The organism is Aminobacter sp. P9b, assembly GCF_045345995.1.
Classification (GTDB): Bacteria; Pseudomonadota; Alphaproteobacteria; order Rhizobiales; family Rhizobiaceae; genus Aminobacter; species Aminobacter niigataensis.
Genome location: NZ_CP150082.1, coordinates 3289723 through 3309721 on the forward strand (window position 1 = coordinate 3289723; position 19999 = coordinate 3309721).

18 protein-coding genes, 1 tRNA gene and 1 pseudogene are annotated in these 19999 nt (G+C 63.3%); 7 read left to right on the top strand and 13 right to left on the bottom strand.

Annotated elements, in window-relative coordinates:
* Window positions 1-56 precede the first annotated feature (56 nt).
* Window positions 57-959, bottom strand: a complete 903-nt coding sequence (locus tag WHT83_RS16255; RefSeq protein WP_406871750.1) for a LysR family transcriptional regulator — start codon at window positions 957-959, stop codon at window positions 57-59.
* A gap of 137 nt (window positions 960-1096) precedes the next feature.
* Between WHT83_RS16255 and WHT83_RS16260 the strand changes: the two genes are divergently transcribed.
* Together WHT83_RS16260 and WHT83_RS16265 are read left to right on the top strand one after the other, a co-directional pair.
* The gene (locus tag WHT83_RS16260) at window positions 1097-2425 is read left to right on the top strand and encodes an SRPBCC family protein (protein WP_199914485.1); all 1329 of its coding nucleotides are present in this window, start codon (window positions 1097-1099) and stop codon (window positions 2423-2425) included.
* Between the two features lie 11 nt (window positions 2426-2436).
* Complete coding sequence (locus tag WHT83_RS16265) at window positions 2437-3564, top strand: 2Fe-2S iron-sulfur cluster-binding protein (protein ID WP_406871751.1); 1128 nt, start codon at window positions 2437-2439, stop codon at window positions 3562-3564.
* 61 nt (window positions 3565-3625) lie between these two features.
* On the opposite strand, the gene WHT83_RS16270 is transcribed toward WHT83_RS16265, so the two are convergent.
* The 9 genes and pseudogenes from WHT83_RS16270 to WHT83_RS16310 all read right to left on the bottom strand — a co-directional run bounded on the left by WHT83_RS16270 (window position 3626) and on the right by WHT83_RS16310 (window position 12542).
* Window positions 3626-3928: a hypothetical protein gene (locus tag WHT83_RS16270; RefSeq protein WP_406871752.1), complete on the bottom strand. Its 303-nt coding sequence runs from the start codon at window positions 3926-3928 to the stop codon at window positions 3626-3628.
* A 35-nt stretch (window positions 3929-3963) separates the two neighbouring features.
* Window positions 3964-4778, bottom strand: a pseudogene (locus tag WHT83_RS16275) (MBL fold metallo-hydrolase).
* Entirely contained in the window at window positions 4778-5560 is a 783-nt protein-coding gene (locus WHT83_RS16280; protein WP_406871753.1) for a TatD family hydrolase, read from the bottom strand. The pseudogene WHT83_RS16275 and the gene WHT83_RS16280 overlap by 1 nt, the downstream one beginning before the upstream one ends.
* 12 nt (window positions 5561-5572) lie before the next feature.
* Entirely contained in the window at window positions 5573-7114 is a 1542-nt protein-coding gene (gene metG, locus WHT83_RS16285) for a methionine--tRNA ligase (RefSeq protein WP_406871754.1), read from the bottom strand.
* A gap of 85 nt (window positions 7115-7199) precedes the next feature.
* Window positions 7200-8255 carry a DNA polymerase III subunit delta' gene (locus WHT83_RS16290; RefSeq protein ID WP_406873994.1) on the bottom strand — a complete coding sequence of 352 codons (1056 nt, stop codon included), beginning with the start codon at window positions 8253-8255 and terminating at the stop codon, window positions 7200-7202.
* A complete protein-coding gene (gene tmk, locus WHT83_RS16295; protein ID WP_406871755.1) occupies window positions 8252-8923 on the bottom strand; it encodes a dTMP kinase in 672 nt (223 codons plus the stop codon). Before tmk ends, WHT83_RS16290 begins: the two co-directional genes overlap by 4 nt.
* A 107-nt stretch (window positions 8924-9030) precedes the next feature.
* Window positions 9031-10164 carry a D-alanyl-D-alanine carboxypeptidase family protein gene (locus WHT83_RS16300; RefSeq protein ID WP_406873995.1) on the bottom strand — a complete coding sequence of 378 codons (1134 nt, stop codon included), beginning with the start codon at window positions 10162-10164 and terminating at the stop codon, window positions 9031-9033.
* A gap of 154 nt (window positions 10165-10318) precedes the next feature.
* Window positions 10319-11614 carry a septal ring lytic transglycosylase RlpA family protein gene (locus tag WHT83_RS16305; RefSeq protein ID WP_318761682.1) on the bottom strand — a complete coding sequence of 432 codons (1296 nt, stop codon included), beginning with the start codon at window positions 11612-11614 and terminating at the stop codon, window positions 10319-10321.
* Between the two features lie 229 nt (window positions 11615-11843).
* Window positions 11844-12542: a TetR/AcrR family transcriptional regulator gene (locus WHT83_RS16310; protein ID WP_406871756.1), complete on the bottom strand. Its 699-nt coding sequence runs from the start codon at window positions 12540-12542 to the stop codon at window positions 11844-11846.
* A gap of 195 nt (window positions 12543-12737) precedes the next feature.
* Between WHT83_RS16310 and WHT83_RS16315 the strand changes: the two genes are divergently transcribed.
* Window positions 12738-13220: a RidA family protein gene (locus WHT83_RS16315; RefSeq protein ID WP_406873996.1), complete on the top strand. Its 483-nt coding sequence runs from the start codon at window positions 12738-12740 to the stop codon at window positions 13218-13220.
* A 34-nt stretch (window positions 13221-13254) separates the two neighbouring features.
* Here the strand turns inward: WHT83_RS16315 and WHT83_RS16320 are convergent.
* Together WHT83_RS16320 and WHT83_RS16325 are read right to left on the bottom strand one after the other, a co-directional pair.
* Window positions 13255-13344: transfer RNA gene (locus WHT83_RS16320), tRNA-Ser, on the bottom strand.
* Window positions 13345-13508: 164 nt separating this feature from the next.
* Window positions 13509-15035, bottom strand: coding sequence for an MFS transporter (locus WHT83_RS16325; RefSeq protein ID WP_406871757.1), 1527 nt, complete (start codon window positions 15033-15035; stop codon window positions 13509-13511).
* Between the two features lie 65 nt (window positions 15036-15100).
* On the opposite strand from WHT83_RS16325, the gene WHT83_RS16330 reads away from it, so the two are divergent.
* The 4 genes from WHT83_RS16330 to WHT83_RS16345 all read left to right on the top strand — a co-directional run bounded on the left by WHT83_RS16330 (window position 15101) and on the right by WHT83_RS16345 (window position 17752).
* Window positions 15101-16012 carry a LysR family transcriptional regulator gene (locus tag WHT83_RS16330; protein WP_406871758.1) on the top strand — a complete coding sequence of 304 codons (912 nt, stop codon included), beginning with the start codon at window positions 15101-15103 and terminating at the stop codon, window positions 16010-16012.
* 49 nt (window positions 16013-16061) lie between these two features.
* Complete coding sequence (locus WHT83_RS16335; RefSeq protein ID WP_406871759.1) at window positions 16062-16340, top strand: DUF2218 domain-containing protein; 279 nt, start codon at window positions 16062-16064, stop codon at window positions 16338-16340.
* A gap of 112 nt (window positions 16341-16452) precedes the next feature.
* On the top strand, window positions 16453-17121 hold the full coding sequence (locus tag WHT83_RS16340) for a DUF2161 domain-containing phosphodiesterase (protein ID WP_318761677.1): 669 nt from the start codon (window positions 16453-16455) through the stop codon (window positions 17119-17121).
* Between the two features lie 106 nt (window positions 17122-17227).
* Window positions 17228-17752 carry a DUF6931 family protein gene (locus WHT83_RS16345; RefSeq protein WP_406871760.1) on the top strand — a complete coding sequence of 175 codons (525 nt, stop codon included), beginning with the start codon at window positions 17228-17230 and terminating at the stop codon, window positions 17750-17752.
* A gap of 8 nt (window positions 17753-17760) precedes the next feature.
* Here WHT83_RS16345 and WHT83_RS16350 read toward each other — a convergent pair whose 3' ends face one another.
* Entirely contained in the window at window positions 17761-19797 is a 2037-nt protein-coding gene (locus tag WHT83_RS16350) for a protein kinase domain-containing protein (protein WP_406871761.1), read from the bottom strand.
* Window positions 19798-19999: the final 202 nt, after the last annotated feature.

Genomic DNA, 19999 nt, shown 5'->3' on the forward strand with positions numbered 1-19999 from the left:
CGCAGCAAACGTTGCTGCGCAACTCATTCGGCCTCGGCTGGCGGCGTGAGCAGTCCTCAGCCTTGCGGTGTTTGGTCTGCCACGGAACCGATGAGCGCTTGTACGACAGCCTGAATGGCCGGGCTCGTTTTCGTGCGCGTCACTATGTAGAATGAACTGTGGTGCCGCCGCGACGTGCTGGTCAGGCGCACCAACTGACCAAGCCGCAGGTGTTGTTCGACGAAGCCCGCCCACGCAAGGGCAGCACCCCGACCGGCGATGGTCTCATGCATCATCGACAGATAGCTGGTGAATCGCGGGCCATCGAGGGGCCGTTCGGTGCCAATCCACGACTGCCAGCTGTCGACGGCTCCTGGTTGGGTGATCAGGTGCAAGAGCGGGATATCGAGGAACGCTTGCGGAACCTCCGACGCCAGCGGATGTCGCTCAAGAAAGGCCGGCGAGCAGACCGGAAACCACTCGCCGTCGAACAGTTTCCTGGCAACCAGTCCCGGCCATTCCTCAGGTGTTCCAAAGCGTATCGACAGTGCCACGTCGGGTTGGTCGAAGTCCTTGTAGTCGTTGGATGTCAACAACATCACCTGGCCGTTGGGGATACGCGACGCGACCAGATCGAACCGGGGCATGAGCCACATTTGCGCTATGTCAAAGCTGCTGCCGACCACAAATGTGTCCCGATCCGGGGCCTGCAGTCGCTCCACCGCCTCACGTATGGTGCCCAGCCCGTCGCGGATCGCCTCGGCGAGCGTGCTGCCGGCATCGGTCAGGAAGACCCGGTTTCCCTTGCGCGTGAAAAGGGTGACCGACAATTGGCGCTCGAGGTTGGCGACATGCCGACTGACCGCTGACTGCGCGATGTTGAGCTCTTCCGCTGCCGTTGTGAGCCCGCCATTTCGTGCGGCCGATTCAAACACGACCATTGCATTGAGAAGCGGCAGCGAGGTCTTCAGTGTCTTCATGGTTGGCTGCCGGCTCGCCTCGCGCTCAATATCTTTTTGTTATGATAGAATGCTACTTACATATTTGCAATCCAGGGCCTTGTATCGCAATTTCCTGACTAATAGTCATGATTAGCTCAGATCGAAGGAGTTCCCTGGTGTCAGGTGCAACAACAAACGGACTTCACCCTGACCGCGCCAAGATCGTCGGGTTGATCGATCGCAGCCGCCCCAACTGGTCGCTGGAGCAGCCGTTTTATGTCGACCCTGCCATCTTCGAGCTGGAGCGCGAATTGTTGTTCCCACGGGAATGGTCGCTGGTGGCTCATGCCAGCGAGGTGCCGGAGAAGGGGCGCTACATCGTGCGAAAGCTCTTCGACGAGGAAATCATCGTCGTTCGTTTCGGCGACGGCGAAGAAGACATCGCGGCCTACTACAATGTCTGCACCCATCGTGGCTCACGCCTGTGCACTGAGGATGGTCGCAGCAGGCTGCTGGTCTGCCCGTATCACGCCTGGTCCTTCAGGCTGACCGGGGAATTGCAGACCCGGCAGGATGTTCCGGCGGATGTCGACCCCGAAGCGCTCGGCCTGCATCGCGTCCCGACGAAATGCATCGGCGGCCTCGTGTTGTGCGGGCTTGACGAAACCAGCCTGCCGGATGTCCAGCCTGTCGCCGATGCGCTGATAGACGGATTGCGCCAGAACGGCATCGACCGGGCGCGCATTGCAGCCCGCAAGACGTATCCCACCAAGGCCAATTGGAAGCTGGTGCTCGAGAACTTCACCGAGTGCTATCACTGCCGGCCTGCGCATCCGGAATACTTCAGGGTCAACGCCCATGTGAAGGTCACGGCCATGCGGGACGAAGACAAGGCAGTTCAATGGCAGGAAGAACTCGAAGCCTGGCATAGCGTCATTGGTGACACCGAATTCAACAAGGGCGCATGGGAATCCGGAGATATCGACACAGCGCCGTTCGGCATGTACCGCAAGCCAATTGGTCCTGGCCGCATGACTCTTTCCGACGACGGCCAGCCCGTCTCGTGCCTGATGGGGGGGCGCACCTCCTATGATGGTGGCGAAACCGGGTTCCTGCTTGGCCGGCTATCATTCGTAAGTTCGGCGAACGATTACGTCACCCTGTTCCAGATGATACCGCGCAGTGCCACGGAAACCGACGTCGTCCTGACATGGCTGGTCGACAAGGATGCAGACGCCGACATCGACACCGATGCCATTACGTGGATGTGGGACGTGACGACCGCGCAAGACAAGACGATCACCGAACACAATGCCGAGGGCGTTACCTCCAGGGCTTACAGGCCCGGACCCTACACGGCGTTGGAGACCCAAACAGCCGCGTTCGTGGGGGTATATCTGGCCAATATGCGGCACCTTATTACCGGCGAACGTCCAGCCGTAGCCCCGCAGTGGCAGCGGCCGAGCAGGGGATATGCGAGGCTCGCGTCCAAAGAAACTGCCTGAGAGAGTGCTGGATGCTCGGGGCGAGGGCGGCCTATGGCCGCTTCACCTCGACAGCAATGGTTGCCAACATGCTGCACAGATTGACCCTGAGCCAAGTCCGCCGTGAAACGGCGGATGCGGTTTCTCTCGTCTTCGACATTCCCAGGGCACTTGCGGGACGTTTTGTCTTTACCCCCGGCCAATACCTCACCTTGGAAGCCGAGATTGAAGGCGAGCGGGTAAGGCGCTCCTATTCGATCTGTTCGGGATTGGACGACGGCGAGATCCGGGTGGCGGTGAAACAGGTCGAGGGTGGACGTTTCTCGTCTTTCGCCAATCGCAGCCTGACCGCTGGCGGCATCCTTGGCGTGATGGAGCCCAGAGGCCGCTTCATTGTGCCGCCGGCGCGGAAAAAGGGTCGTGTCTTCCTTGCCGTCGTCGTCGGGTCCGGCATCACCCCGGTTCTGTCGATAGCCAGGACGGTGCTTGCCCGCGAGCCCGACAGTCAGTTTGTCCTCGTCTGCGGTAACCGGAAACAGCGGGACATCCTCTTTCGAAGCCAGATAGACAAGCTTGCCAAGGACTTCGCACCCCGGCTCTTGGTGCGCCATGTTCTCTCGCGCGAGCCGGATCGGGCAGGGCTGCTGCAGGGTAGAATTGATGGCGGCAAGCTTGCCGCCATCCTTGGCGAATGCGCCGTGCCGATTTCAGCCATAGATCACGCGCTGCTATGTGGGCCGCCCGAAATGGTTGCGCATCTGAGCGCATCGCTACATGCGGCTGGCCTTGCGCCGAGCAAGATCCACGCTGAATCTTTCCATGCCGCGGCCGCTCCAGTGAAGGCTTCGCCGAATGCCTCACAGGAGGCCGAGGATTCATCCCGGCAAATCGAGATCCGACTAGGTGGGCGCAGCTTCGTCATCAGCGCGCGCCCGGCGGAAACCATTGTCGACGCTGCCCGCCGGACCGGCGTCAAGGTGCCATACTCCTGCGGCGGTGGCACGTGCGGTTCCTGCGTCGCAAAGATAGTTGATGGATCGGCCGACACTGTCCCTGACGCTGTTCTCGATCCTTGGGAACGGGAGGCGGGCTTGGTGCTCACTTGCCAGTCGAGACCGGGGACTGGTGGTGTGGTTGTAGACTACGACGCGGCTTTTTGATCTCTGGGTGCTGCAGATCAGGGCAACCCCCACCTACATTACGATAGTCGCATAAGAGATATTATGGAACAAGCAGATGTGGCGCGGTCAGGAGGTACCACAAATACGAGCATACCCAGATGGTGCCCCACAGAACCGAAGGAAGCACGAGGAAGACGATCCAGAAGACTGTATCGAGGCTCCTATCTGCCGTGCTCAAGCGTAGTGAGCGCGCAAGACTGAGAGCGCACTGGTACGCAACCGCCAGCAACGGCAGCAACGCCAACATCAGCCATCCGGCGACGAATGCCGCGTCGGGTTGGTTCCAGACATGGTCGAAGGTAAGAACCAGCAGAAATGGGATGGCGACGAAAATACCGCTCACGACTCTCTTCTGATCGACCTTATCTGTCATTGATATCACATTGAAATATATGGCACTTCTATCGTCATGCCGTCATAGGCCGGTTCGACATGCGCCGGCGTGGCCGACATTACCGCCGCGTAGTCCAGCGGCACGTGCATGTGGGTCAGCACCGCGCGCCTGGGCTTCAGCCGCTCGATCCAGTCGAGCGCCTCCGACAGCGACAGATGGCTGACATGGGGCTTGTGCTGCAGCGCGTCGACCACCAGGAGATCCAGTCCCTTCATCAGCGCCGCAGTTGCATCCGGGAAGTCGCTGACATCCGAGCAATAGGCGACTGGCCCGACGCGGAAACCGAGCGAAACGATGTCGCCATGGGTCTGCGGCAGCGGCAAAAAGGTGAGGGGCCCCCCTCTCCCACTATGGCGAACGGCTTGTCGTGCTCGATCACGGTTGGCCGCACGATCGGCGGATACGAGCTTCCTGGCGGCGTTTCGATGCAGTAGCCGAAGGCCAGTTTCAGCCGCTCGAGCGTAAAATCGTCGGCAAAAATGTCGACCAGGCTGCGGCGCTCGAGCACATAGCCCCGGAGATCGTCGATACCGTGGATATGGTCGGCATGCGGATGCGTGTAGACCACGGCGTCGATGTGGCTGACGCCGGCGGCCAGCATCTGGGTGCGGAAATCCGGTCCGGTATCGATGATCACGCGTGTGGTGCCGGAAGCCGAAATGCGCTCGACCATCGCGGCCGCGCGTGTGCGCCGATTCTTCGGATTGGTGGGATCGCAGGCGCCCCAGTCGCCGGTGATGCGCGGCGTGCCTGGCGACGAGCCGCAGCCCAAAATGGTGAGGCGCAGCGTATCCGGCATCAGGCCGGCCTTGGCATCTTGGTGAACAGCCTGAAGAAGTTGGTCGTCGTGATCTCGGCCATCTCGTCAGTGCTTACGCCAATGGTCTCGGCGAGCACGGCGGCCGTGTTGGCGACGTAGGCCGGCTCGTTGCGCTTGCCGCGATGCGGGATCGGCGCAAGGTACGGTGCGTCGGTTTCGACCAGAAGACGGTCACGCGGCACGTCCTTGGCGATGTCGCGCAGCTCGCCGGAATTCTTGAAGGTCACGATGCCCGAGAACGAGACGTAGCCGCCAAGCTCGACACCCACGCGTGCAAGCTTCGCGCCTGAGGAAAAGCAGTGCAGGATGAAGGGGAACGCGCCCTTCCCGGTTTCTTCCCTGAGGATCGCCGCCATGTCCTCGTCGGCGCTGCGGGCGTGGATGACCAGCGGCAATCCGGTCTCGCGCGCAGCCGCGATATGGACCCGCAGACCCTGTGCCTGTGCGTCGCGGGGCGACTTGTCGTAGTGATAGTCGAGACCCGCCTCGCCGATGGCCACTACTTTCGGATGTGCCGACAGCCTGACGAGATCGGCCGCGGTCACGTCGAGTTCCTCATCGGCATTGTGCGGATGGGTCCCCACCGAGCAATAGACCTCGTCATATTCCGCAGCAATCGCAAGCACTTGCTCGAAACGCTTCACGCGTGTCGAGATGGTGACCATGCGCTCGACGCCGGCCGCCTTGGCGCGCGCGATGATATCCGCGCGCTCCTCGGCGAAATCAGGAAAGTCGAGATGGCAGTGACTGTCGACCAGCATTTTTCGACAGCCTCAGTTTTCCGTTGCCTGCTCGACATAGCGCGGGAACACCGGCTGGGGGGCCGGCAAGGGCGCACCCGAGACCAGCGCATGCACAGCATCGACGTGAACAAAATCCCGGTCGGTCACGGCAAGCAGGTCGAGCAGCTTCGATGCCGACCCGGGAATGAAGGGTTGGCACATGATGCCGACGCGGCGGATCACCTCGGCCGTCGTCCACAGCACCGTTTCCATGCGCGCCGGGTCGGTCTTCTTCAGCGCCCACGGCTCCTGTGCCGCAAAATAGCGGTTGGCTTCCGCGACCACGGCGAAGATCGCCGCAAGCGCGTGGTGGATCCCCTGCTCCGCCATTGCCTTGCGTGCCGTGGCCAGTGCTGCGGTTGCCTGGTCGAGGATGGCATTGTCGGCGTCTGCCAGTTCGCCGCGCTGTGGCACCACGCCATTGCAGTTCTTGGCGATCATCGACAGCGAGCGCTGCGCCAGATTGCCGAGGTCGTTGGCAAGATCGGCATTGGTGCGGTTGACGATCGCCTCATGGCTGTAGCTGCCATCCTGGCCGAACGGCACTTCGCGCAGCAGGAAATAGCGCACCTGGTCGAGGCCGTAGTGCTCGACCATGGTGAACGGGTCTACGACGTTGCCGAGCGACTTTGACATCTTCTCGCCGCGGTTGAACAGGAAGCCGTGGCCGAACACGCGCTTGGGCAATTCGATGCCGGCAGACATCAGGAACGCCGGCCAGTACACGGCATGGAAACGCACGATGTCCTTGCCGATGATGTGCACGGCAGGCCAGTAGGCCCACTTCTCGGCGTTGGTGTCGGGATAGCCAAGGGCGGTGATGTAGTTGGTCAGCGCATCGACCCAGACATACATCACGTGCTTGTCGTCTCCCGGCACCGGCACGCCCCAGTCGAACGTTGTACGCGAGATCGACAGGTCCTTCAGGCCCGAGCGGACGAAGCTCGCAACCTCGTTGCGGCGTTCGTTGGGGCCGATGAAGTCGGGCTGATTGTCGTAGAGCGCCAGCAGCTTGTCCTGATAGGCCGACAGCCGGAAAAAGTAGCTCTCTTCCTCGACCCATTCGACCGGCGTGCCCTGCGGGCCGTAGCGGATGTTGTCGGGACGGACCTCGGTCTCTTCTTCGCCGTAATAGGCTTCGTCGCGCACCGAATACCAGCCGGCATAGCTGCTCTTGTAGATGTCGCCGCGGTCGGCCATCGCCTTCCAGATCGCCTGCGAGGCGGCATAGTGGCGCTCTTCGGTGGTGCGGATGAAATCATCGTTCGACGCATTCAGAAGCGTCGCCATATTCTTGAATTCATTGGAATTACGATCAGCCAACTCGCGCGCCGAGATGCCTTCCCGGTTGGCCGTCTGCAGCATCTTGATGCCGTGCTCGTCGGTGCCGGTAAGGAAGAACACGTCCTTGCCGTCATGGCGCTGGAAGCGGGCAAGTGCGTCGGTGGCAATCAGCTCATAGGCATGGCCGATATGCGGCTTGCCGTTGGGATAGGAGATCGCGGTCGTGATGTAGAATTTTTCGCGGGACATGGATGGCCGTCATGAATGTCGAATGAAAGGGTCGCGGTGAGATAACGCATCGGCATGGCGATTGCCATCCCGGCTCGGACGAGCGTCACATTCGCATCGCGGCATTCAAGCGGTCGATCATGGCCAGGACGTGCTGCTTCTTGTCGAGGTTGTAGGTTTCAGTCTCGGATATCGCGTTTTGCGCATCGTGCCAAGCATCGGACAAAAGGTTGGCCCGGGAAAGGTCGGAGGCGCGCGCCGCCTGCGACGCCGTGTCGGAAAGAAGGTCCAGCGCCCGGCGATTGAACATATCGAACTGGATGGCGCTGTCGCGGCCGGCCACGGCATCGGCCAGCCGGTGGGCGGCACCGATGTCGTTACGCCCCGACTGCACGATCTTGTCCAGTGCTTCGGCAATCTCCAGCCCGCCATACTGGGTGAGCAGGATCGCAGCGCGGGCACTGCCCCCTGCCCGCAAGACCAACGCTGCGCGCGCTTCCGGCTCGTCAGGTGCCGGCTGGTCGGTGGCGGCAAGCGCCGAGAGCAGGCTTTGGTCATCCAGTGGCGTCAACCGAATAGTCTGGCAGCGCGAACGGATGGTTGGCAACAGGCTGCCCGGCGCATGCACGATCAGGATGAACAGCGTGCGTGCAGGCGGCTCTTCAAGATTCTTCAGCAACGCATTGGCAGCATTGGTGTTCATGTCGTCGGCCGGATCGACGATGACGACCCGGTAGGCGCCGTCATGCGAGGTCATCGACAGGAAGCGCGACACCTTGCGGATCTCGTCGACGGTGACGACCGACTTGAAACCCTTGGTCTTGTCGTTCTGTGGCCGCGTCAGGTGCAGCACCGCGGGATGCGCCCCGGTTGCCACCTGCCGGAACGATCCCGACCGCGGATCGGGATCGGCCAGCGTTTCCGGTGCGCTTAGGTAGTCGGGGTGTCGCAGCAGATGATGGGCAAGGTGAAATGCAAGTGTCGCCTTGCCGATGCCGACGGGGCCAGCGAGGATCAGCGCGTGCGGCAGCTTGCCGGAGCGGTAGGCTGCGGTCAGCATCGCGATAGCCTGCTCGTGCCCGAACAGATGCGGATTCTCCGCCGGCTCCGGAATGCCGTCCAGCGTGTCGTGCTGCTCGGGAGCGATGCGCTCGAACATCAGGCGTCCGCCCTCGCCCGGCTGCCTGCCGATGCACGCGCCTCGAGCGCTGCAAACACCGCATCGGTGATCGCGTGTTCGACCTTTTCCTGGTCCTTCGCGGCATCGATCACCACGCAGCGGTCCGGTTCGTTCTCGGCGATCGCCAGATAGGCGTTGCGCCGGCGCTGGTGGATGTCGACCGTCTCCTTCTCGAAGCGGTCGGCGACATCCTGCCCGCGCCGTGCGGTGGCCCGCCGCAGCCCTTCCACCGGGTCGAGGTCGAGGATCAGCGTCATGTCAGGCATCATGCCGTTGATCGCGACGCGCTCGACGGCCGTCATGAAGTCTGGGTCGAGGTTGCCTGTCACGCCCTGGTAGACGCGCGAGGAATCGAGAAAGCGATCGCAGAGCACGATGGCGCCGCGCTCGACGGCCGGACGGATCACCTGCTCGACATGATCGGAACGGGCGGCTGCAAACAGCAGCGCCTCCATTTCCGGCCCGAAGGGCTCGGCTGCACCCGACAGCAGCACGTGTCGCACCGCCTCCGCACCTGGCGAGCCGCCGGGTTCCCGCGTGACTATGATGTCGTAGCGCTTGTCGCGCAGCTTGGTGGCCAGGCGCTCGATCTGCGTCGACTTGCCCGCGCCCTCGCCGCCTTCGAATGTGATGAAGAAGCCGCGCGCCACTCCAAAGCCTTTCTGTTCGCCGTATCGCAAGTTCAACCGAACGAACGGCCTCACGGCATATGTAGGTGTCGAAGCTCTAGCGTCGAGAGCCGCAAAGGTCCACCCGACTATCGCAGCCAGCCGATGGCAAGTTCCTTGACCGCGTCCAGGGCGCGGCTCTGCAGCGAGCCGACCTCGACGGATTCGGCGGCATAGAGCGGCGTCTCCTGGCTCAGCGTGTCGCCGATCCAGACCTTGAGCGCGCCGATGGGCGTCCCCTGCGCCACCGGTGCCGCGACGGGGCCGTTGTAGACGATGCGGGCGACAAGCCGCTCGCGATTGGTGATCGGCAGGAACAGCGAGATCGGCTTCTGCGCCACCAGCTTCACATGCGATTTCACGCCGCCGAACACCTGGGCTTCGCCGACGGTTTCGTTGGCCGCGAATATCTCGCTCTTCTCGAAGGCGCGCATGCCCCAATCGAGCAGCTTGCGTGCTTCCTCCGAGCGCTCGCGGTCGCTGGCGAGCCCGCCAAGGGCCGCAAACAGCCGCCGCCCCTCGCGGTTGACCGAGCCTACGATGGCGAAACCCTCACCTTCGGTGAAGCCGGCGGCCAGGCCGTCAGCGCCGATGTCCATCGCGATCAGAGGATTGCGGTTGCGCTGCAGGATCTTGTTCCAGGTAAATTCCGGCAGACTGTAGTAACGGTAGTAATCCGGATAGGTGCGCCAGATGTGCAGGCCGAGTTGCGCCAACTCGCGCACGCTGGTGGTCTGGCCCGGCATCGGCAGGCCGGTCGAATTGACGAATGTCGATTTCGCCAAGCCGATCTCGCGGGCACGCTCCGTCATTTGCAGGGCGAAATTAGCCTCTGAGCCAGCCATGCCTTCAGCCAGGATGATGCAGCCGTCATTGGCGAGCTGCACCGTCACGCCCTGGATCAGGTCCTCGATGCGGATCTGCGACCTGACGGCGGCAAACATGGTCGAGGCCCGCGATGCCGCACCGCCGGTTCGCCAGGCGTTCTCGCTGACGGCAAATGTGTCGTCGAGCTTGTAGCGGCCGGTCTTGAGGGCGTTGAACACCACCTCCATCGTCATCAGCTTGGCCAGCGAGGCCGGCGCCATCGGCTTGTCCGGCTCTTTCGAGAACAGCACCGTGCCGGTTTCGGCATCGATCATGTAGGCCTGCGCGGCCTTGGTCTCGAACAGTTGCGCCTGGGCCTGACCGATGAAGGCAAGCGCCGCAAGAAGGCCGATCATCAAGGTGAGCGGCGCGGATAGTCTGAAGGTCATGAAAGATACTGCCCCGTTCGGCCCCGTATTCCGGTCGAGCGCCTTGAACCTATCAGTCTTCAATCGATGGGATCAACCGTGGCCGGGCAGATAGCCACAGGTCCTCGCACCGAAGATCCGGTCAATCGTGGACGGCGAAGGCGTCGGGTGCACCATGCGACCAGGCCGCCTTGAGCGCTGCGTCGAGCGATGTCTTGCCATCCGGATAGAGGTCGACCGAATACCAGGTCTTGCCTTCGAAATCGGATTGTTCGACCAAGGTGCGACCATAGGCCGACAGCGCCTTGGCAACGCGCCGTGCTTCCTCGCCGTTTTCGAAAGTGCCGGCGGCAACGTAGGTTTCCAAGTCCTGTTCGGCACGTGGACCAGGATTGAGGCGCTTCCAGGAATCGACGATGTCGCTTGAGGACATGGCCTTGCCTTCGAGTGCGTCGAAGGCTTTTGCCGCACCGCCGACGCGCTCGCTGGCATAACCCATGGTGGCGATTGCCATGCGGGTCTGCGGAACCGGCATCGTCGCATCGGGACGCTCGGGAGCGATCGGCCCGAAATCGGGAAGCACCACTTCGATGATGCCCTGCCCCTGTGCCGTCATGACCGGCTGGTCGAATTGTGCCGCTTGCGCAGCCAGCGTGTTGCCAGACGCACTGGCAAGGGTCACCGCGGGTGCTGCATCCGTCATGGCGCCAGGGAAGGCAGTCGCCTGCCCCACGGCCGCGCTTGGCGTCGGGCCGTTCATGGCAATCATCACGCCGGTCGGCAGGCCGTCATTGATCGGATCGCCCATGCCTTTGCCCGGACGGTAGGAGGCGAGCAGATACTGGTCGTCCTGTCCGTCGAGCGGTGCCCGGCCGACATACTCGACCTTCACATTGGCCGTGCCGCTGTGGGCGTAATCGAGCATCTCTGCCGCACGCTTGGAAAGGTCGATGACGCGGCCATTGGAATACGGGCCCCGGTCGTTGACGCGCACGATCACCGAACTGCCGTTCTTGGAATTGGTGACACGGGCATAGCTCGGCAGTGGCATAGTCGGATGCGCCGCCGTCAGATTCGTCATGTCATAGACTTCGCCATTGGCGGTCAGCCGGCCGTGGAACGCGTCGCCATACCAGGAGGCGGCACCAACGGCGGCGTAGTCCTTGTCTTCCTTGGGATAATACCACTTGCCCCGCACCTTGTAGGGCTTGCCGGTCTGGTCGCGGCCGCCGCCGCGCTGCAGCCCCGACAACTTGGTCGTGACGCGTGGGCTCGCTTTGACGCCATACTCGGATTCGGCGAAATATTCCTTCGAACGCTTCTTGCTGGCCACGGACTTGGGCTGCTGCGATGCGCAGCCGGCAATGAAGACAGCGGTCGCCGCGAGAATGCTGATCGCGGTTGCGCGACCAAGACGCGTGCGCGTCGAATTCTGCATTTTACTCAGGTCCCCTGCCAGTACCAAGCGAGCGCCGCTCGTCGAATCGCAACACCGCTGCGCTAAAAATGTAAAAACAGTTCGCGCACGTTATCCCCGTCCACTTGTGCGCAGGTAATTCTTGCCAGCGTATTAATCGACTGTGGTTCGAAACGGGCGAGATTGCGGCGTTATTGTGGCGAGCCTGTTGGCTTGAGGGGCACCGTCTCGTCGGAGAGATGAAGAATGTTCATTGTCTCGCGGCGAAGCCGTCAAGCATGAAGTCGAGGCCTTTGCTGAAGGCGCCATCCCAATCACTGTCCAACAGCAGACGGGAACGTTCGATTGTCGGGTAGCTTTCGCTGAGGCGTGTAAGGCGCTGCTGCGCGACGGCCCTGTCGTCATCCGAGAGCTCGAAGCTCGCCCGGGTGACGGTGGCGCCCATCACATAGTTCCAGAGCGACCATATCGCGACGTTCAAATCTGCATCCGCTACGCCGGCTCGGGACAAGATCTTGCTCAGCAGTTCCAGGCGACCAAGGATGTTCGGGCCGAGCGCCCGGCGCGGCAACAGCGATGCCGACCAGGGATGGCGCAGCATGCTGGCGCGCCAGTCTTCGAGCATGTGGACGACTTCGCCGCGCCAGTTTCGAGGCTCTCCGGTTTGCGGCGGTCCGCGATATTCGAGCACCGAGTCGAGCGCCAGATCGAAGACCTTCTCTTTGTTGTCGACGTGCCAATACAGGCTCATCGCGCCCGAGCCGAGGCGATCAGCCAGCCGACGCATCGACAATCCGCCGATTCCTTCCGCGTCCAGCAATTCTACCGCGGTGGCCACGATCCGTTCTCTGGAGAGAGACGGTTCACTGCGCGGCGCCTGCACGGGCTGGGGCGACTCACGTGTCCGTTGAGACCTTTTGCTCTGGGCGCCGCTACGTTTGGCTGCCATTCGTATTCCTCACTGTCGGAACCGCGATTTTGGCAGGCGACGTCAGGAATGTCGATCCTGAGTGGTTGACTCGTACGTCGTACCACATAATGAATCGCACAGTGTACGAGTCATCCTATGGCGATGGCGAAAGTTCGATCATGCCGGCTGCGTAGGTACGTTGCCCGCAGCCAGCAGAGCCAAGAGAAAAGAACCATGTCACGAGCAGTCAAGCATCTGCTTATCGGAGGCCTAATCATCATGCCCGCAGGAGTTCCCACCGCGACGACAGCGAATGAGTTCAAGCTGTCCATCGTCAATCCAAAAAATCTCTACGACCCGTCGCCAAACGGCTACAGCACGGCGGTGATCGTGCCGGGCGGAGCCAAGATGGCTTACATCTCAGGACAGGGCGGCCAGGACAGCACGGGAGCCTTGTCGCCCGACTTCGCTGTCCAGGTGAAGCAGGCCTACGCGAATTTGCGCAGTGCCATCGATGCCCTCGGTGCCAGGCCGGATCAGGTTGCCAAGCTCACGGTGTTCGTGGTCGATCACGACATGTCCAAGCTCGAGGTGCTGACCAGGAACGTCAAGGAAATGTTCGGCGAGACACTGCCGGCGCAGACCCTGGTTCCCGTCCCCAAGCTTGCCATCGACCCCATGCTCTTCGAGGTCGAAGCCATCGTCATGTTGGAATAGCGGTACTGGTCGCTCTCTAGCGTGGCCACCGAAGTGGCGGAGGGAGTGGGATTCGAACCCACGGTGAACTCGCGCCCACGCCGGTTTTCAAGACCGGTGCCTTAAACCGCTCGGCCATCCCTCCAAGGGATTGGGAAGTTTACGCGCACTAGTGCGCCATCTCGGTTGAGAGGAGACACTGACGGATCTTGCCCAAGCACCTTTGTGGCGCGCTTGTAGCGCTCGTGCCATCGCCGCGTCAACGTGTTCGATGCAAGTTATCAGCGCGCAAAAGGCATCGCCCGAAGGTTACTCGGGAGACGCCTTGCCTGCGTTCAATTCGGGTCCCGACACCCGGCGATACGCGGCAATCGCAATGGCCAGCGAGACGATAATCAAGCCTGCCGCTGCGGCGAACGTCGCCTGCATGCCCGTCGCCACGGCGTCCGGACGTGCCGCAGCGATGTCCGCCTTCGAGGCGAACGCGAACACCGCACCCATCACGGATGCACCAGTGATCAGCCCGACATTGCGTGCAAGGTTGAGCATCCCTGACAGTACGCCCCGCTCGCCAGGATTGACGTTCGTCATGACGGATGTGGTGTTTGCCGCCTGAAACAACTGGTAGCCCGGTGTCAGCACCGCAATGGCGAAAATGTAGCCGACGATTCCGTAGATTGCAGGTAGCAAAGCCAGCGCCATGGCGCCCGCCGCCATCGCGACCAGCCCGGCCATGACGACTTGCGGCGCGCCGAAACGATCGACGATGCGGCCAGCGGGCACGCCGCTCAATATGGAAATGACTGGCCCGATCGACATGACGATGCCGACTGTAGCCGCATCAAGCCCTAACCCGCGGGAGAGGTAGAACGGCCCTACGACGAGTGTCGCCATCATCACGGTTGCGACCAGCGCGTTCATCGTCAGGCTTGGACCCTGCACCGGATCGCGGAGCCGCTGCAAATGGATCAATGGCGATGCTGCCCTGGCCTCGACCAGGACGAACAGCCCTCCCCCAAAAGCCGCAGCCACGAGCAGGAGAATGTTGAGGTGCCCGAAATTGCCGCGCCCGATCGTCATTGCCAGCGCGTAGGCTCCGAGGGTGGCGGCAAGCAGCAATGTCCCCGTCACGTCGAAGCCCTGACGGGCGGGTCCCGCACTTGTGGTGCCAACAGGCAGGTAGCAAAGCGCGAGCCAGAAGGCCAGCAAACCCAGCGGCACATTGACGAGGAAGATCGACTGCCAGCCGAACATGGCGATCAACAAGCCGCCGAGCGATGGACCGAGAGCGGTGCCCGCCGCCGACATCGTCCCGAGCAGGCCCATGGCACTGCCGATCCTTGTCTGCGGCACCGTCTCGCCGACGATGGCCATCGTGAGGGCCAGCATGACGGCTGCTCCGGCGCCCTGCACTGCCCGTCCCACAACAAGAAGCCAAAGTGTCGGCGCCGCGGCGCACAAGCCCGATGCCAGCGTGAAAAGCATGATGCCGGCCAGCAGCAGCCGTCGGCGACCTGTGATGTCACCGAGCCGTCCGGCGCTCACTACGAGGGTGGTGATGGCCAGCAGATAGGCCAGTACGACCCACTGCACCTCCTGGAAGGAGGCGTTGAACGACTGTTCCAATACAGGCAGGCCGACATTGGCGATGCTGGTGCCAAGCGACGACAGCAGCATCGACAGTGCAAGGCTGGCGAGTGCCCATCGAGCCGACGATCCGGGGCCGATCCTTCCGACCACTGACTCATCCTGTTCTATAGCGTGGTTGTTCAACACGACCTCCGTTTCCCTGCTCCCGGAATGGAGCCTGGAGAGACGTAGTCCTTGTTGTGGCATAGCGGAACGCGCACCGATTGCACTTCATTCGTGCGTTTGGCGCCATGTCACGATAAGGTCGAGACATGTCGACACCCGATCTCAACCTTCTCGTCACCCTCGATGTGCTGCTTGCGGAAGGCAGCGTCGCCCGCGCCGCCCGGCGGCTGCGGCTCAGTCCATCGGCGATGAGCCGGGCGCTGGCACGGCTGCGCGACACCACTGGCGACCCGCTGCTGGTGCGGGCCGGGCGTGGGCTGGTCCCCACGCCCCGGGCGCTCGAGCTTCGCGAGCAGGTCGGTCGCCTGGTCCAGGACGCGGAGGCGGTGTTGCGGCCTGCCGACGAACTCGATCCCAGGAAGCTGGACCGAACCTTCACGCTGCGCACCAGTGATGGCTTCGTCGAAAACTTCGGGCCGGGCCTCCTTTCTCTGCTCGGCCGCGACGCGCCCGGCGTGCGGCTGCGTTTCATCCACAAGCCGGACAAGAACAGCGAGCCCCTTCGCGACGGAAGCGTCGATCTGGAAACCGGCGTTGTCGAAGAAACGACAAGTCCGGAAGTGCGGGTTCAGGCGCTGTTCCGGGACCGTTTTATCGGTGTCGTGCGCATGGATCATCCGCTGGCACAGGGCGAAGTCACGCCTGCGCGATATGCTGCGGGACGGCACGTCTACGTTTCGCGCCAAGGCCGCGACACCGGGCTCATCGACGAGGTCCTGGGCTCGGCCGGGCTGCGCCGCGAGATCGTCACGATCGTCAGCGGATTTTCGGCAGCACTGACCCTGGCGCGCTCTACCGAGCTGATCGCCAGCGTTCCCGAGCGCCACACCGGCAATCTCCGGACGGGAATGCACAGTTTTGCGCTTCCGGTCGCCGTTCCCGAGGTCACCGTTTCAATGCTCTGGCACCCGCGGCTCGATGCCGACCCGGCACATCGCTGGCTGCGCGAACGGGTTCGTGAACTCTGCGTGGGTGCCTTTTCCAAGCGAATCGGGTGACTAATTGCGCATGTTGGCGCACAAGGCCGCGTTCACTCCGAGGACAATCATGCCGAAATCAACCGCAGTCGTCGCAACGGAACATGCAAGCCGCTACCTGCAGCAGCTATGCAAGCACTGGAGCCACAAGTTCGCCGTCGAGTTCTCGCCCACCACGGGGCGCATAGACCTGGGCGAAGGACGGGTGGTCGGCCTTTCGGCCGACGACACGTCGCTCACGGTCGAAGTGGAAGCCGCGAACCTGCCTCAACTCGAACAGGTCGTCGTCGACCATATCGTGCGCTTCGCCTTCCGCGAGGAACTGAAGTTCGACTGGCGCGCCAGCTGAGCGCAGGCCCGAGGTGATGCCGCAACCCCGACCGATCGGAGCCGACCGTCAACCTGGCACTCGCCAGAATCCGGCCCGCTCGCCCGCACCCGGCAGCCTGGGACGCAGCTGAATGCTCGAGACGGCTCTTTACATCCCGGTCAAGCGTTTCCTCGAAAACCTGGGCTTCGAGGTCAAGGGCGAGATCGGCGGCTGCGACCTGCTGGCCTTGAGCGCCGACGCGCCGCCGATCGTGGTGGTGTGCGAACTCAAGCTGCAATTCAATCTCGAACTGGTCCTGCAGGGCGTCGACCGGGCTGCGGCGGCGGACGAGGTCTGGCTTGCGGCGCGCATGTCGCCGCGCGGCAAGGGCCGCGAAGGCGACAAGCGCTTTCGCAATCTGTGCCGGCGGCTGGGCTTTGGACTGCTTGGCATCTTCGAAGACGAGCGTGTCGAGGTGCTGCTCAGCCCCGACGCGCCTGCCCCGCGCAGGGACCCCAAGCGCCGCTCCCGGCTGGTAGCAGAGCACAAGCGACGGCAGGGCGACCCGGTGGCAGGTGGTGGCTCGCGCGCGCCGATCATGACCGCCTACCGCCAGGACGCGCTGAAATGCGCGGTGGCGCTTGCCGATGGCGCCAGGCGGCCGCGCGATCTCGCGCCGACGGTATCGCGGGCTGCCAACATCCTGCTCGACAACGTCTACGGCTGGTTCGTCCGGGTCGAGCGCGGCGTCTACGACCTCACCGATGCCGGGCGCGAGGCGCTGCAGCGCTGGCCCCAGGCTCCCTTGTCGGGCGACTGAAACCTGCCACGGCCCGGTCGAAGTAATGTTTCGTCGCGGTGGTCGAGCACGGCGCAAAAGCCTGTTATTGTCTCAGCCAGGATGGATGGCGGGAAAGGTCCCGGCGATGGCCGAGGAGCTCCGGTTCAGGACAGCGCGAAACCTGTTCGAGGCATATCCCGACGCCGCGCGGGATATGCTGGCGTCGCCCACCGACGAGCCGCCAGCCGATTTCTGCCGGGCGCTGCTTGGCGGAAGGACGCCCGAAGAAGCAATCACCTTCTGCGCCTGGCTGCTGCCCATGCCGGCCTCGATCTGGTGGGCGCACGAATGCCTGGACAATCTCGGTGAGCTTTTCGACGAGCCGGACCGCCGCCTTCTGGCGCAGGTCGGCGACTGGGTCGGCGCCGGTGGCAACGGCCCGCCGCTGTTGGATGTGATGGCGACGCCGGACCAGCGCACGCCCGCCGTCTGGATCGCGCTCGCGACGGCCAGGTCGGCCGAGCTGCCGGCCGCACGCGCCGTCAATGCTGGCATTCTGGCCGGGCTGGCACGGGTGGCACTGGAAGACCGCCACGACGTGCTGGCCGCTTTTGTCGAAATGGGGCTCCAGCTCGCCGGAAACGAGGCATTGCAGCGTTCCGACGCCTGAGCCCTGCCTCAGCGGTCGAACAGGAAATAGCCGAAGGCGACGCCTGCCCCGTTGGGCTGTGTTTCGATCTCCGACCGTATCTTGGGGAACAGGTCGGACGCCAGTTCGGGGTCGCTGATGTCGGCAGCCTTGATGCCGCCGTCGCTGGCCAGTGCGACGATCAGGTGCGGTTCCGGCGCCGACGCCTCCTGGTCGTTGAGCGGAAACAGCTTCATGCTGAACGTGGCTTCGCCTGCCCCCGACTTCTTGAGCAGGCTGGCAAAATTGTAGACGACGCCGTCCTTGCCGATCAGCAGCAGGTTGACGTTGCGGCTGCCGGTCCCGCTCAGCGTGCCCTGGAGCGAGTCGCCCACCTTGAGATTGTCCTTGTTCAGCACCAGCTTAGGCCCGCTCGCCTCGCCCGGCGGCAGCGCCTTCAGGAAGTCGGCGACAGGGCATTGGTCGCGTTCGATCATCCGCGGATTGACGGCCGGTTTGGCGCCGAAGACCGACGAAAAATCGCGCGCCAGCTTGTCGAATGGCGCCTTCGAGGTCGCCAGCCCATCGACCTGGGGGCTCGGCGCAAACGGGTTGGCCACCGAAGCATAGAAGCAGGAGCCGCCGTCGAACGACTTGAACCACTCCGCCGCGCTGACAGCAGCCTTGGGCGGCTCGAGGGCGATCGGCTTGATTGGCTCCGCCGGCTTCGGCTTGGCGATTTCAGTGGGCACAGGCGCCTTCGCCACGGTCTCGGTCGCAGGCGGAGCCTTTGCCACCGGTTCCGGCAGCGGTTCGGGGCTTGCCGGTGTCAGCTTGCCGCCGGCCGTCTGGTCGCTGGGGGCGGGTGTCGTTCCGCCCGGCAGCAGGCCATCCACAAGCCCGGAATAATAGACCCCGCCTCCGGCCGCCGCTGCCGCAACCAGCAACAAGATGCCGATCAGGGCGCCACGTCCCGATTTCGGCTTCTCCGCGGCAGGTGGGGTCTTCGTCGCCGGCTTCTGCTGACGGTCCGGTACAGGCCTGCTCGCTGCCCCGGCGTTGCGCCAGGGTGCGTCGCGCGGCAAAAGCGACTCGGGCGGCGGTGGTTTCTGCCCGCTGGCCGGCGACCCCGGCGGGCGCCAGGTACGTTCGGCGGGTTTTCCCTGATCGAGCTGGCCGGCGATGCCGGGATGGGTGCCCGAACTTGCAGTCACGCCGCTGGTCTCGCGCAGCCATTCGACGATTGCCGCGGCACTTTCCGGGCGATCCCTGGGGTCCGGCTGGAGCATGGCGTTGAGCAGCGGCAGCAATTCCGGGTCGATGCCGGAAAGGTCGGGTACGCTTCGCCGTTTTTCGATCACCTCGACCGGCGATCCGCCCATGTCGAGCTGCTTGCCGCGCAAGGCCGCGGCCAGCACCAGCCCGAGGCTGTAGAGATCGGATTGCTCGGTGACGTCGCCGCCGAAGAGGCCCAGTTGCTCGGGCGAGACAAAGCTGTATTTGCCGGCAAAGCTGCCGCCGAGCAGGGTGCCGCCACCGACATTGGCGGAGCGGGCAATGCCGAAATCGATGATCTTGGTCTTTTCGACCCGGCCGCCCGGCAGCACGATGTTGTCGGGCGAGAGGTCGCGGTGGATGACGCCGGCCTCATGGGCCACCGACAGGCCCGACGCCACGCGGGCCAGCATCTTGCGCGCCTGCTGCGCGTCGAGCGGGCCGCTGCGGATACGCTCGCCCAGCGACTGGCCGTCGACGAACTCCATGGCCAGATACGGCCTGCCGATCGTCGGATCGATCGTGAAGACGTGGTAGCGCACAATGGCGTCGTTGGAGAGGTGGTTGAGGATCGAGGCTTCCTTGCGGAACAATGCCAGGATGCCCTGGTCGCGGGCAAATTCGCGCAGCACCACCTTGATTGCCACCGGATCGCCGGTCTGGATGTTGTGGCCGCGATAGACCTCGCCCATGCCGCCGGTGGCGATGTGCTCGTCGATCTCGTAGATGCCGTTGAGTTGGACGCCTTTGTGCACGCCGGTATCGGGCGCGATGCGTGTCTTGTCCTCCGGGCTCGCGTCGTCCGGAGTCATGACCTGATTCCATCCCTGCGTGAACGCCTGCCGGCCATTGCTTCACACCTGCGGTGCTGGATCTTGCCGCGACAATAACACGGATTTTCACGATGGGCTCTTGCTCAAGCCCTGCTCCGGCGAAGACCGACGAATAGCCTTTTTGATCAGCGTTGACACCGATGCCTGCGAGGAGGATGCTTGCCTTTCTAAGACTGCAAGC

Coding starts and splice junctions, on each gene's coding strand:
- WHT83_RS16265 (WP_406871751.1), top strand. CDS start 2,437: ATGCTCGGGGCGAGGGCGGCCTATGGCCGCTTCACCTCGACAGCAATG.
- WHT83_RS16315 (WP_406873996.1), top strand. CDS start 12,738: ATGTCACGAGCAGTCAAGCATCTGCTTATCGGAGGCCTAATCATCATG.
- WHT83_RS16305 (WP_318761682.1), bottom strand. CDS start 11,614: ATGCAGAATTCGACGCGCACGCGTCTTGGTCGCGCAACCGCGATCAGC.
- WHT83_RS16350 (WP_406871761.1), bottom strand. CDS start 19,797: ATGACTCCGGACGACGCGAGCCCGGAGGACAAGACACGCATCGCGCCC.
- WHT83_RS16280 (WP_406871753.1), bottom strand. CDS start 5,560: ATGCTGGTCGACAGTCACTGCCATCTCGACTTTCCTGATTTCGCCGAG.
- WHT83_RS16340 (WP_318761677.1), top strand. CDS start 16,453: ATGCTCGAGACGGCTCTTTACATCCCGGTCAAGCGTTTCCTCGAAAAC.
- WHT83_RS16325 (WP_406871757.1), bottom strand. CDS start 15,035: ATGCCACAACAAGGACTACGTCTCTCCAGGCTCCATTCCGGGAGCAGG.
- metG (WP_406871754.1), bottom strand. CDS start 7,114: ATGTCCCGCGAAAAATTCTACATCACGACCGCGATCTCCTATCCCAAC.
- WHT83_RS16345 (WP_406871760.1), top strand. CDS start 17,228: ATGGCCGAGGAGCTCCGGTTCAGGACAGCGCGAAACCTGTTCGAGGCA.
- WHT83_RS16255 (WP_406871750.1), bottom strand. CDS start 959: ATGAAGACACTGAAGACCTCGCTGCCGCTTCTCAATGCAATGGTCGTG.
- WHT83_RS16300 (WP_406873995.1), bottom strand. CDS start 10,164: ATGATCGGCCTTCTTGCGGCGCTTGCCTTCATCGGTCAGGCCCAGGCG.
- WHT83_RS16330 (WP_406871758.1), top strand. CDS start 15,101: ATGTCGACACCCGATCTCAACCTTCTCGTCACCCTCGATGTGCTGCTT.
- WHT83_RS16335 (WP_406871759.1), top strand. CDS start 16,062: ATGCCGAAATCAACCGCAGTCGTCGCAACGGAACATGCAAGCCGCTAC.
- WHT83_RS16310 (WP_406871756.1), bottom strand. CDS start 12,542: ATGGCAGCCAAACGTAGCGGCGCCCAGAGCAAAAGGTCTCAACGGACA.